This window comes from Acinetobacter sp. ANC 3832, assembly GCF_002135415.1.
GTDB lineage: Bacteria > Pseudomonadota > Gammaproteobacteria > Pseudomonadales > Moraxellaceae > Acinetobacter.
This window is the reverse complement of record NZ_NEGJ01000014.1, coordinates 1-13997: the sequence shown is the minus strand read 5'-3', so window position 1 is coordinate 13997 and position 13997 is coordinate 1. Positions and strand designations below refer to the sequence as shown.

8 protein-coding genes and 2 pseudogenes are annotated in these 13997 nt (G+C 35.4%); 6 read left to right on the top strand and 4 right to left on the bottom strand.

Annotated elements, in window-relative coordinates; genetic code table 11:
- Nucleotides 1–243 precede the first annotated feature (243 nt).
- From B9T35_RS15295 to B9T35_RS15280, 4 genes are all read left to right on the top strand, one after another.
- Nucleotides 244–4116: a GA-like domain-containing protein gene (locus tag B9T35_RS15295; protein ID WP_086191963.1), complete on the top strand. Its 3873-nt coding sequence runs from the start codon at nucleotides 244–246 to the stop codon at nucleotides 4114–4116.
- A gap of 116 nt (nucleotides 4117–4232) precedes the next feature.
- Nucleotides 4233–4829 carry an IMPACT family protein gene (locus tag B9T35_RS15290; protein ID WP_086191962.1) on the top strand — a complete coding sequence of 199 codons (597 nt, stop codon included), beginning with the start codon at nucleotides 4233–4235 and terminating at the stop codon, nucleotides 4827–4829.
- Complete coding sequence (locus B9T35_RS15285) at nucleotides 4822–5439, top strand: acyltransferase (RefSeq protein ID WP_086191961.1); 618 nt, start codon at nucleotides 4822–4824, stop codon at nucleotides 5437–5439. Before B9T35_RS15290 ends, B9T35_RS15285 begins: the two co-directional genes overlap by 8 nt.
- A gap of 131 nt (nucleotides 5440–5570) precedes the next feature.
- Nucleotides 5571–6413: a universal stress protein gene (locus tag B9T35_RS15280; RefSeq protein WP_086191960.1), complete on the top strand. Its 843-nt coding sequence runs from the start codon at nucleotides 5571–5573 to the stop codon at nucleotides 6411–6413.
- A gap of 363 nt (nucleotides 6414–6776) precedes the next feature.
- Here B9T35_RS15280 and B9T35_RS15275 read toward each other — a convergent pair whose 3' ends face one another.
- The 4 genes from B9T35_RS15275 to mutS all read right to left on the bottom strand — a co-directional run bounded on the left by B9T35_RS15275 (nucleotide 6777) and on the right by mutS (nucleotide 11809).
- Nucleotides 6777–7442 (bottom strand): O-methyltransferase, encoded by a 666-nt coding sequence (locus tag B9T35_RS15275; RefSeq protein ID WP_086191959.1) that lies wholly within the window; start codon nucleotides 7440–7442, stop codon nucleotides 6777–6779.
- A 166-nt stretch (nucleotides 7443–7608) separates the two neighbouring features.
- Nucleotides 7609–8328, bottom strand: a complete 720-nt coding sequence (locus tag B9T35_RS15270) for a D-Ala-D-Ala carboxypeptidase family metallohydrolase (RefSeq protein WP_086191958.1) — start codon at nucleotides 8326–8328, stop codon at nucleotides 7609–7611.
- A gap of 136 nt (nucleotides 8329–8464) precedes the next feature.
- Nucleotides 8465–8788, bottom strand: a complete 324-nt coding sequence (gene fdxA, locus B9T35_RS15265; protein WP_086191957.1) for a ferredoxin FdxA — start codon at nucleotides 8786–8788, stop codon at nucleotides 8465–8467.
- A gap of 366 nt (nucleotides 8789–9154) precedes the next feature.
- Entirely contained in the window at nucleotides 9155–11809 is a 2655-nt protein-coding gene (gene mutS / locus B9T35_RS15260) for a DNA mismatch repair protein MutS (RefSeq protein ID WP_086191956.1), read from the bottom strand.
- 758 nt (nucleotides 11810–12567) lie between these two features.
- Between mutS and B9T35_RS15255 the strand changes: the two are divergent.
- Both B9T35_RS15255 and B9T35_RS15250 read left to right on the top strand, forming a co-directional pair.
- Nucleotides 12568–13773 (top strand): annotated as a pseudogene (locus B9T35_RS15255) (phage late control D family protein); the annotation flags it as partial.
- A 65-nt stretch (nucleotides 13774–13838) separates the two neighbouring features.
- A pseudogene (locus B9T35_RS15250) lies at nucleotides 13839–13997 on the top strand (IS5/IS1182 family transposase); the annotation flags it as partial.

Genomic DNA, 13997 nt, shown 5'->3' with positions numbered 1-13997 from the left:
ATATGATAATTAAGTTGTTTTAAATATATAAATTATATACATGTGTATATTGTTGTTATTTTTAATTAAGTGTGATTTTGTTTGCATATTTATAATTATTTTAATTTTGATCATTTAGAATGGCTATATAAAATATTTAAATTAAAAAATTGTGCTTATTATCTTGTAATATTAGATGCTTGTGAAACCCATCTCATTTATTTATCTTATTGTTGATAACATAATAAATAGGTTGGGTTTAAAATGGATAATTTAAAAGTATATGAAAAAGGTTCGGCAATTAACTTGAACCCAGAGACCGCATTAAACCATCATGCTATTTATAAAATAAATGTAAATAAAGAAGATATTTCTAAAATTGTTCGTGTGGATAACAATTTGGAAGTTGTATTAAATAATGGTGAAAAAGTTGTAATAGAAAATTATTTTAATTCTAAGTTTCCACAAGAAATTGCAATTGAAACAGTAAATGGTGATTATTTTTTATTAAAATTAGCAGAGCTAAATGAAGCAGGCTTAGTAACTAAGATTGATTATTTAGGTATAGATAATTTTCAAAATTATATTGCATCTGAGGTGTCTGCTACAACTTCAACTGTTCCTACATGGGCAGCGTGGGTTGCTGGTGGTGCAGGTTTAATTGGTGTAGCTGTTGCTGTAGGAAATAGTGGATCTAGTTCAGATAATACCAATCAAAATCAAGATTCAACTCCACCAGTGATTTCAGTAAGTATTCAAGATGCATTACATATTAAAATAACATCAGATGAGTCTGGACAAATATCAGTAACTGATCAATTGGGTTCTATAATTGGAACAGGGCATTTAAATCAAGCAGGTGATTTAATAGTAGATCTTAATAGATCGCTTAAAGATGGTGAAACCATTAAAATTATTGTCACGGATGATGCTGGAAATAAGACTGAACAAAATATTACAGTTGGTGATGTGACAGCACCAATTGTAGATGTAAATGTGATTGATGAAAATACTATTATTGTTTTATCAAATGAACCCAGAAGTAAGGTACAAGTCTTAGATAAAAATGGAAATATAATTGGAGAAGGGGTAATTGATGCTGAAGGTAAAGTAGAAATTATATTAAAAGACCCTATTAAAGAAGATGATATAATAAAAGTTATTGTTACCGATGAGTCTAATAATCAGACCAATAAAGATATTACTGTTGGTGACTTGGGAGGGGGTAATGGTAACTCAGGTAATTTAGATACATTAAGTCCACTCTTTCTTAATGCAGAAGTGAATGCAACAGGTCAATTGATTCTCCACTACAACGAAGCCTTAGATGGAACCCATTTACCTCAAGCATCAGACTTTAGTGTGATGCTCAATGGTCAACTTGCTACACCAAGTGAAGTACGTATAGAAGGTAGAGATGTTATCCTCAGTTTTAACCCTGTGATCTATAGCGGGCAAACAGTAATTGTGGGTTATACGGATCCAACGAGTGGTAATGATATAAATGCTATTCAAGATATAGCAGGCAACGATGCATTCGATTTACCAAGTACTATAGTTGAAAATAACGGCTCAACAATCACAGAACCAAATAATATTGATACTATCATAGGTATAGTTGCCGCGGCAGAAAAAGCCTATGCAGATGCAGATCAAGCCTTAAACGAGGCAAAACAAGACAACATTATTAGCCAAGCTGAACACACACTCTTGACCCAAGCGCTTGCAGATGCGATCCAAGCCAAAGCCGATGCACAAGCTGAGGTGAGTCAATTAATCGATGGTGATGTTAAAACGGGCTTCCAAGGTCGTCTCGATGCATTGCTTGACATTGAGATTCCTGCGGTAACGGATGGCAACAACAACGGCATAGATGACACGCTTGAACAACAGATTGCAGATTTAGTTGCTGCGGCAGAAAAAGCCTATGCAGATGCAGATCAAGCCTTAAACGAGGCAAAACAAGACAACATTATTAGCCAAGCTGAACACACACTCTTGACCCAAGCGCTTGCAGATGCGATCCAAGCCAAAGCCGATGCACAAGCTGAGGTGAGTCAATTAATCGATGGTGATGTGAAAACGGGCTTCCAAGGTCGTCTCGATGCATTGCTTGACATTGAGATTCCGGCAGTGACGGATGGCAACAACAACGGCATAGATGACACGCTTGAACAACAGATTGCCGATTTAGTTGCTGCGGCAGAAAAAGCCTATGCAGATGCAGATCAAGCCTTAAACGAGGCAAAACAAGACAACATTATTAGCCAAGCTGAACACACACTCTTGACCCAAGCGCTTGCAGATGCGATCCAAGCCAAAGCCGATGCACAAGCTGAGGTGAGTCAATTAATCGATGGTGATGTGAAAACGGGCTTCCAAGGTCGTCTCGATGCATTGCTTGACATTGAGATTCCATCTCCTGATACGAAAGCACCAGAATTTATTAATGCAATTGTTGATGAATTGGGGACGAGCTTGATTTTGAATTATGATGAAGCCTTAGACAGGGTAAATAAACCATTAGTGGGTAAATTTGCTATTACTATAGATGGTATTTCTGTTATCCCTACATCAATAGATGTGGTCGATAATAGAGTGATTCTTGGTTTTGCTAATCCAATTGTTGCGGGTCAGAAAGTCCGAGTGAATTATACTGATCCAGATATCAATAATAATCTTAATGGTGTCATTCAAGATATCGCAGGGAATGATGCAGCAAATTTAATACATGTTTTGGCTGGAAATGGTTCATTCGTGCCAGATGTGACAGCACCTTTAGCACCTACAATTAATTTTGCTTATGATGATATGGGGGCAATCATAGGCAAAATAGAGTCAGGAGTTACAACTGATGATGCTACTCCTAAATTATATGGATCGGCTGAGGCAGGAAGTACTGTTTCTATTTACCTAGATAATGGTGCACTACCGATAGCAACAGTTGTGGCTGATGCATTTGGTTCATGGTCATATCAGGTGAGTTCTCCATTAGGTCTTGGAAACCACAAATTTACAGCTAAAGCTTCAGATGCAGCGGGGCAAGAAAGTCCTTTATCCACAGCGTTTGATTTAACAATTGAATCTGTTGTAACAGGCAATGTAAAACCAGTGGTAGCTATTAAAGACTCTAGCTTATTAGGGCTCATTGGAGCAGATGTTGCGGGTTTGATTGTGCTGGATCAACAACCTTTATTGGCGGTAGATGCCAATAATAATATTCAATCTGTGAAGTTATATGCAAATGCTGGTATTGGTGTCTTAACGCTTCCAACTTTTACCTATAATGCAGCATTATTAACTGAGCTTGGTTTAAAAATTGGTACAGGGAGTGGTGATAACTCAGGTATTGCAGGTTTAATTGGTGCTAGTTCAACATTGATTATTGAATCTATTAATGGCGGAACCATTGATAACTTAGTTCTTAATGAGTTTCTAGCATCAGTAAAACTTAGTGCTAAAGGTTTAGGTGCAATATTGGATGTTTCTTTGTTAGGTAGTATGGAAGTCTCTGCGACAGATTCAAATGGTTTGACTGCAACTGCGGATAAAGGGCATTTATTAAATTTAGGTGTTTTACCTGGCTTATTAGATGGTGGTAGTAGTTATATTCATTATGGTGATGCTACCGGGAATAACTTAGATTTTTCATTAGCCACGACCAACCAGCGATTATATGGCTTTGATGGTGATGATAATCTGAAAGGGGGGAGTGGTAATGATATCCTCCGTGGTGGAAAGGGTAATGATACCTTGACTGGTGGTGCTGGTAATGATTACTTAAATGGTGGCGCAGGTTCTGATACAGCAATATATACGCTACTTAATGCTGCAGATAAAACAGGTGGGAATGGTATTGATACATGGGAAGACTTCCATGTGGGAAATACTTTAACGGATGCAGAAGCTGATAAAATTAATATTTCTGCTTTGCTTGTTGGACAAAATGTAACTGCTATAAATATTAGCGACTATGTTTCTGTTAAATATGATGCTATTAATAAACTTGCAATTGTGAGTCTCGATATGGATGGAGATAAAACGACATTTAATTCTAATCCATTACTTGTATTAACCAATCAAAATACCAGTTTTACACTAGATGATTTAATTCAAAACAAACAGCTTCTGTTCTAATTTAAAACTCCATTAATAAAAAACCCTAAGCTTGCTTAGGGTTTTTTATGGGTAACTCAATGTTCATTTCCAAGCTATAATAAAAAAGTATTCAGTTTTAAAGTTTTATCACCATTATGCCATTCACACTTGTTAACGAGACCACCTTTGAAGAAGACATTAAAAAAAGTCGTTTTCAAGCAATTTCTGCGCCTGTAGAAAATGAGCAACAAGTAAAGGCATTTCTAGAAAAGCATTTAGATATAACTACAACACATCAATGTTGGGCATGGAAAATTGGGCATAATGTTCGCTTTAATGATGATGGTGAGCCTTCAGGGACAGCAGGGCGACCCATATTGGCGACAATTGAAGGCAATGAATTAACCAATACCATTGTTCTGGTAAATCGTTGGTATGGTGGAATAAAACTGGGTACAGGTGGTTTGGTTCGAGCCTATGGTGGTTGTGCAGGGCAGTGTTTGCTCTTGGCTGAAAAAATTGAATTGATTGAAAAAAAAGAAATACAGTTTGCTTGCCAATTTAACGAATGGGCAATTTTTCAATATGAGCTCAACCAACAACAAGTCGAATATAATGAAGAATATATGGCAGATGGCGTTAAAATTAATGCAAAATTACAGATCCATCAAATTCAACCTTTAGCCTTAAGAATTCAAGATGTTACTCGAGGGCGTGAACAGTTAAAAATTATGGAAGAAGAAAATGACTGAACAAGACCCTTTATTAAAATATCGTGAACAACATAAGCATCGTTTAAATTATATGCCGTGGTTGTATTGGTCATTAAAACTGAAAAATCGTGTCTGGGCAGAAGAGTGGCAAAAGGAATATCAAGCTTATTTAATGAGTATGGAAACGGTTGAAATTGGTGAAAATTGTTTTATTTCACCTTTAGCACATATTTTTGCAGAGCCTGGACGCAAAATTACGATTGGCGACAATTCTTTTATTGCTGCCGATTGTACCTTGCATGGTCCATTGGAGATTGGTAATGAAGTCGCAATTAATCATCACTGTATTTTAGATGGTGGACGAGCAGGTATAAAATTACATAATCAGGTCCGTATTGCCGCTTACTGCCATTTATACGCCTTTGACCATGGTATGGATTTAGCGCAACCGATTTATCAACAGCCTGTGAGTTCTAAAGGGATTGAAATAGAAAAAGATGTTTGGTTAGGCGCGCATGTAGGTATTAAAGATGGCGTTAAAATAGGTGCGCATGCTGTCGTGGGCATGAATAGTATGGTAACGAAAGATGTATTGGAAAGAGAAATTGTGGTAGGAAATCCTGCAAAAATGATTCGTTATCGTGACTAATTTTACATTCTGTACAAATACTTAATTTATTTATGGAATGAATTACATAAAGCAGTTCAAAGCAGAAAAAACTTATGCTAGTTTAAAAATAACAAATAGACCTAGGGCTGTAATGCCAAAGAGAGGCTAAAATGAACCGTGTTATTGCTTGTATTGATTCATCACCTTGCATCAACGCTTTAGCAGAAGCGGCAGCTTGGATTGCACATAAAACTCAACGAGAATTGGTACTGTTACAAGTACTTGATTATTATCCTGCGAGTTATCATTTAGGTGAAATTAGTGGTGTGATTGGCTTTGAAAGTAATGCTATGTTACTGAAAGAGTTAGCAGAATTAGAGCAAAAGCAAAGTGAATTGGCTTTGGATTATAGTAATAATCTGCTAACTCATATTTCTGAGATGATTCAAGAAAAATATGGAATTACACCGAGTCATATTCAAGAAAAAGGTGATTTTCTCGAGCAGAGTTTTAGTGCTTTGCGAGACAATGATTTTGTTGTGATTGGTCGTGTTGGTGAGCGTTCAGCAGAAAAGAATAAATCCATAGGCAGTAATGTAGAAAATTTTATCCGAGGTGCGAAATGCACAGTGTTAACGGTAGGAGAAACCTTTAAGCCACCGACACGATTTATTTTTGCATACGAATATTCGCCGACTTGTAAAGACATGCTACAGCGTGTGGCAAAAAGTGATTTATTGAGACAGTTACAGTGCCATTTACTTTATGTTGGAGATAATCCTGAAATTTTAAATCAGCCTTCACTTTTTTTAAGAGAAGCGGGTTTTGATGTTGTAGTTGAATATCGTTATGGTGATGTCGCTGAAAATATATTGGATTACCAACAACAGCATCAAATTCAGTTAATTGTATTGGGTGCATTTAGTCACAGTAAAATTCATCAATTTTTCTTGGGTAGTGTCACAACAAGTATCTTTCGTAATGCAACTGTGCCACTGTTAGTTGTGAAATAACCGATGCTTTAATTGTGATTTATATCACAAAAATAAAAATGCGATGAAGATAAAAATTTATGGCATTTTTATCAATAAAATTTAAATTTTATATGCAAAAGTCTTGCTTTTATAAAAGCAAGAGATTGTGAATCAATCTTTAAAATGACAGAGCAAAAAATAACCTCTTAATAAAAATGATACAATTTCAGTAGGTTAATTAGTAATACTAGAGTTATCCACAATTATACAAACAAGTTCAGGGGATAACTTTAGAAAAAAGTGAATTAAAACTCATGTACAGGAAATGAACGGTGATTAAAAATAAACCTCTATAAAAATAGAGGTTTATTTAGATGAAAATTACACTATTTTGTTGATGATTTATTTCACAATCGCAATCGCGAAACCATCATGACCCTTACTGCCGATGGTTTGTAAAGCCGTGCTTGATAAAATTTTTGGATGATTTTGCATCAGTTTATACATATCACGAATACCTTCGATACTCGGTTTATGATTTTTATCATCTAAAATATCACCTGCACGAATGACATTATCGAGCACAATAATGGTACCTGAATGTGAAAGACCAAGACTTAACTCTAAGTATTCAGGATAACTTTGTTTATCGGCATCGATGAAAATAAAATCAAAAGCTTCAAAATCTTTAGGAAGTGCTTTTAAGATATCAGCGGCAGGACCCACTTTAAGATCGATTGTCTGTGGTAGTTTAGCATTGTCGATATTTTCTTGACCTAAAGCAGCATGCGTATCACGACCTTCAATGGTTAGAATATAACCATCTTCAGGCAATGCACGAGCAAGCCACATGGTGCTATATGCAGCAAATGTGCCTAACTCTAAGACACGTTTACATTTATTCATTTGAATGAGCATTTGTAAAAGCATGCCCTGATTGGCAGCAACGGCTAAGTGGTCAGGAAAGCCTTTATCTTCCGTATTTTTTAAAGTTTGTGTAAGAATTGGATCTTCTGGGATTAAATGTGCCTCGATATAAGCATCGATGTCTGACCACATTTGTTGCATATTAATTACCTAAATAATGTCACTTGATTTACGTTATGTGTATTGTAAACTTTTCAGAATAGAGTGCAATTTTAGTATGGATTGATGTGTATTTTATATTCAGTTTTTTATAAATGAAAGATATAAAAAAGAGGTCTGATGACCTCTTGAAATAATAATGTATTGATTAAAAATGACACATCGAGCTATTTCGACTTAAATCAGGTCCCCATGTACGGTAACCTTGCGTATCAATATGAATTTGACCCGAAGCATAGAGCCCTAATCCCATGTTTAAACTTTGACCATATTGAGCCCAAAACTGACATAGTCTAAATTTGGTATTTTCAATATAAGCATAATCTTCAGGTTGTGGATTGACAGGGCCAATACGAAAATCAATGGCTGAATTAAATAAGTGACGTGAAGAACCTGCACCACCTGCACATTGATTCAACGGCAAATCTCGGTACACCGAAGTTACGGTAAAATCAGTGAGCACTTTAGAAGCAACTAAATATTTAAAAACTTTTAAAGTCGGAACTTGGTTGCTCCATATTTCACTGCTTGGAATCATGTATTCTGATTTACCACATTTATCCCAGTCACGCGCTGTTCTAAATAATTCAAAACTGGGAATAATATTTCCGACACTATTTTTTTCTAAAAAACGTTCATAATCACGCGCACGTGCTTGGTTATCGATGTCAATTAACCAATTTCGATATGAATTAGGCATTACTTTTTGTGGAATCGGATGTTCTATTGCAATTTTTTCTTGTGGAATAAAAATTCGATGACCATTGGGTGTCGAAATAGTTTTACCTTTTTGAGGGGAAGAGGTACATCCAATCATCACCAGCGGAATTACACTGAGAGTCAGTAAACTCTTCAAAATATCTTTCATTTTAAATATGTGCTGATATAAATAACGATTTATTCTAGTCTAAATTTAAGGATGAATTTAGTATAAATTGCAAAAAAATGTACGTTTTAAGTGCGGAACAAAAGAAAAGATCAGCATAAGCTGATCTTTTCCAATATTATTTTTCTAAATACTGAAGCTTATCTGGTTTGCCATTCCATTCTTCACGATCAGCAGGTTGATCACCAATTTGCGTGATATTCGGCCATTTCTGTGAAAGTTCGGTATTGAGATCAATAAAGACTTCCTGGCCTTCTGGTAACTCATCTTCTGAGAAAATTGCATTTGCAGGGCATTCAGGTTCACACAATGCACAGTCAATACATTCATCTGGGTTGATGACAAGAAAGTTAGGGCCTTCATAGAAGCAGTCGACAGGGCAAACTTCTACGCAGTCTTGATATTTACACTTAATACAATTTTCAGTGACAACAAAGGTCATGGCGTCAGCTACCTAAAAATACGGTTCTAATGAATAATGCTGTATTTTAGGGAAAACCCGTGCAACTAACAATTCCTTTTATTGATATTTAATATAGATGATCCTACTGAATCAATTTTATTTATACTTGCATGTTTGAAAATGTGATGGATTTTGCATTTTTTATGAAATTGAGACTCTATTTAGACCGTGTAAGATGTAACCGTCTTTGTTTAGACAAGATTGTTGTCGAATGTGTAATAAGCTTATCTTTTTTTATAATTTAGAAATAGCACAAGTTTTAAATAAAAAATGTTTACGGAACTAAATAACAATAAAAATAGGATCTAAGTCTGTATTTATATGACGGACTTAGATCCTATCTATTTAGGCTTTGATTTTTAAAAGTTGCTTAAGTTGATACAATTGTTCCAATGCTTGGCGAGGCGTCAGATCATCGACATCTAAATCAGCCAGTGCATCTAATACAGGTGAAGCTTTCTCAATTTCGACAATAGTTTCAATCATTTCTGATTCAATAAGTTCAGGCTCAAGTTGTACTTCCGCGAATAAATCATTTTGCACCACAGATTGCAATTGCTGCTGCTGTTGCTTTTCCAAAATACGTAAACGCTTTTGCGCTTCTTTAATCACACTTGCTGGGATTCCCGCAAGTTTAGCAACCTGTAAACCATGACTTTGACTTGCTGGACCTTGTTGAACTTTATGCAATAAAATTAAATTACCATTCAATTCTTTGGCTGTCACATGGTAATTATCAATTGCTGTTTCTTTGCTTAATTCTGTTAATTCAAAGTAATGTGTGGCAAATAAACATAAGCATTTGATACGTTTGGTTAAATCGAGTACGCATGCCCAAGCTAAAGATAAACCATCATAGGTACTGGTTCCTCGTCCAACTTCATCCATCAATACTAATGATTGGTTGGTCGCATGATGCAAAATTTGCGATGTCTCCGTCATTTCCACCATAAAGGTTGATTTGCCAGAAGATAAATCATCTGCTGAACCAATACGGGTAAAAATACGGTCAATCGGTCCAAGTTTGACTGATTGAGCCGGAACAAAACAACCGCAATATGCTAGAAGGCTGATCAACGCTGTTTGGCGCATGAACGTTGATTTACCGCCCATATTGGGACCTGTAATAATCGCCATACGATGGTTAAAATCAAGATGCGTATCATTCGGGGTATATGGGGTTTTAATCAGTGCTTCAACCACAGGATGGCGACCTGCTATGATTTGTATTCCTATTTCAGGGCTATATTCAGGTCGTGCCCAATTTTTTAAACGTGCTTGATGAGCAAAGTTCACCACCAAATCAATTTGAGCAATCGCACTGCTCATCATTTGCAAATTACCTATATCAGCACGAAGCTGTTCAAGCAATTTTTCAAACAACATTTTTTCACGTGCGAGAGCACGAGATTCACTTGATAGGACTTTATCCTCAAATGATTTTAATTCTGGGGTGATATAACGTTCAGCATTTTTTAATGTTTGACGACGAATATAATGATCAGGTGCTTGTTCCGCTTGAGCACGGGTTAATTCAATATAATAGCCACTGACACGGTTATAGCCGATTTTTAAAGTATTAACGCCTGTACGTTCACGTTCTTGAATTTCTAGATCAATCAGGAATTGACCTGCATGATCACGAATTTTACGTAGCTCGTCTAACTCATCATCAAAACCTTCTGCAATAACATTACCATCACGCAGTAATACAGGCGGATTATCGACAATTGCAGATATTAAATGTTGATGCAAACCATTAAAATCACCCAACTCTTCATTTAATTCTTGAATAAGTTTTGATTGTTTTGCATGAATAATCGGTTGAATTGCATGACGTAAAAAGGGGATTTTTGCACATGCTTGGCGTAACTGAACTAAATCACGGGGACGGGCACTGCCTAATGCAATACGGCTGAGAACACGTTCAATATCACCAATTTCTTTCAGAACTAACCGAACAGGAGACTCATGATAGCCTTTAAGTAAAGCATCAATTGCATCTAAGCGATTTTCTAATAATGCAGTATCACGAATCGGTTGCATCAGCGTACGACTGAGTAAGCGTCCGCCCATTGCAGTTTGGCAGTCATTGATTAAAGAAAATAATGATGTACCGTGCTCAAATAAAGGCTCAATGATTTCTAAATTACGACGAGTGACAGGGTCTAGTGCAATAAAGTCACTACTTTGTTCTAATTTAATCGAGCGTATATGCGGTAAAGCTGTTTTTTGCGTTTCTTTGGCATAGTGGATGAGTGCTGCTGCAGCAGCTTTGGCTAAAGGTAAATGATCAATCCCGAAGCCTGAAAGGGTAGATACTGCAAACTGATCACATAAGGTTTTTTGTGCATTATTGAGGTTGAAATCGACATTCGGTCGCTTGGTAATCGGACAATCAATTTGTTTTTTAATTTGCTCAATAATATTAGGATCAACAATATTTTCATCAACTAAAAGTTCACTTGGCATTAAACGTGATAATTCAATTGCAAGTTGTTCAGTTTTAAACTCTTGTTGCTGAACTTTGAAAATACCTGCACTTAAATCAAGCAGGGCTATACCAATTTGATTTTGTTGGAAACATAGCGCTACTAAATTTGAACTTTGATGCGCTGTGAGCAAAGCATCATCTGTTAAAGTTCCCGGTGTAATAATTCGCACAACAGCACGTTCTACAGGACCTTTACCAGTCACTTCACCGACTTGTTCACAGATCACCACAGCTTCGCCCATTTTTACAAGACGTGCTATATACCCTTCTGCGGCATGATAAGGCACGCCTGCCATTGGAATAGGTTCACCATCGGCTTTACCACGATGCGTGAGTGTAATGCCCAATAGTTTTGTTGCTTTACGTGCATCATCAAAAAATAGCTCGTAGAAATCACCCATTCGATAAAATAATAAAGAATCAGGATGCTGCATTTTTATTTTTAAAAATTGTTGCATCATCGGCGTATGAGAGGAGAGATCAGCCGTGATTTCTTGCATATGCATTGTGTTAAACCCTTATGTTTTAACAAAAAATATAAATGAATAAAATTTTGGTTATTAACCAGTTTCATTGTTTATTCAAAGGAACGATGTTAAATGTTCAAAAAATATATAAAAGATGTTGTATCAAAATGATTGAGACAATATGACTCATTAACATCATTTCTTTGAAGGCTAATACTAGCAAATTTAGGTGTAGTAAAAAAAGTTTTTAAGATAAAGAATACTTACTTAAAAATTACATTTATTTTATCTAAATTTTTCTATGGAAACTAAAATGTAATCATAAATTCTTGATGCATTGTTTGGCAGAGACTCGATATTTTCGTTATGTCCTTATTGTAAACATCATCAAGCAAAAAATAATGCTTGAATAGCTTGTGAACTTATTACTAGTTCTTGGCTCTTTCCAAGAAATATCAAACGCTCATTGTAAATTCTATAAATAACTCAACACTTTTGATAAGGTATAGCTGTTTGGCTTTTATTGTAATAACTTCCACATTTTTCAATTTCATCTAATGACGTTGTTTGAAAATAGGTTTTTAATGAATATTTGATATATAAAATTTATTAAATATTTGATTTTAAACAAATATTAATAATTTAAGGTTGAGATTTTTAATATTTTAAAAGTTTTCATTCAACTTTTGATTGAAAATTGTACGTGGTTAATATTATAATTTATCTAATATTAAAAAATTGATACATTTTATTCTTTGTTTTTTAAATTATTTTTCTAATAAATATTGGTCATAAAAATGCTTAATAATATTCAATCCGCTTTAGAGCAACTAGGCTTGTCAGCACAAAAACGTGCAATTCATATTCAATTCTCGAATGCTACTTTAAATAGCCAAGTATTTCTGCAACGCATTGATGGTCAGCATAGCCTAAATAAAGGATTGAGAATTGAGCTCATTTGTCTATCTACTGATGCAACAATATCATTAAAAAAATTCATTGGTTGCCAAGCTTCAATTGATCAAGTTACAGATAAAGGTCTACTTTTTAGAACAACAGGAATTATTACAGAAGCAAGTCAGGGACAAAGTGATGGATCATTAACTTTATATAAATTTATTTTAGAAGATCCTACGTCATTGTGGCATAAGCGTCGCAATAGTCGAGTATTCATGAATAAATCTGTGGTTGAAATTATTCAAACACTCTTCAGTGAATGGCAAGAAAGGAGTTCAATTCTAGCGGCGAGTTTAAGTTTAGATTTAGCAGGTTTACAAAATAATTACGATGTTCGTCCATTTGTAATGCAAATGAATGAAACAGATTTTGACTTTTTAACACGCTTAATGCGTAGCGAAGGAATTAATTGGCTTATTGATGAAGCTGTACTTTTTGTACTGAATGTGACAGCTGAAATTCAACCACAAAAATTAAGATTGATTGATAACAATAACCAATTTCAAGCACTGACTCGTCGAAATATCCGCTACCATCGTTCGAGTGCTACAGAAAAACAAGACAGCATTACCAGTTTTATTGGAAAGCGTTCTTTGCAATCAACCGCTGTTCATGTGCAACGGTGGCAGGCTGATGCTTTAGTACAAGAGGAAGGTAGTGGAACTATTCATAGTAAGCATAAGCACAGTGAAAATTATGACAATGTGAGCTTAGGTTTAGAGCAGGCATGGAATGTGAGTCCAGCTTGGATACAAGACCTGAAAGGTGAAGATGGCGTAACAGCATCGAATAATAAGCAAATTGAAAAATTGAATAAAAATTGGAAAAGTTATTTTGATACTCAAGCGAAGAAATTCGTTGCAAAAAGTACAGTCCGTGATATTCAAGTCGGATATTGGTTTGAATTTAAAGACCACCCTGAAATTGATCAACATAGTGGATCTGATAAAGAATTTTTAGTTATTTCTAAGTCTTTTTATAATCAAAACAATTTACCAAAAGATCTGACAGATCAGGTTAATCAACTTTTAAGCCAAAGTCAGTGGCAAGCCAGAACGGCTTTGTTGCACAAATCTAGCATGGAAGGCTTATTCAGCAATATAATTTCAAAATGAATAAGCCTATACCTAAAATTTATCGTACAACCAATTGGTCCTCCTATAATCAAGCCTTAATTAACCGAGGCAATATTTCCATTTGGTTTAATCCAAAGACACAGTGGTATGCACAATCACAAGGCAAAAAAGGTCGAAATCAAACCTACTCCGAT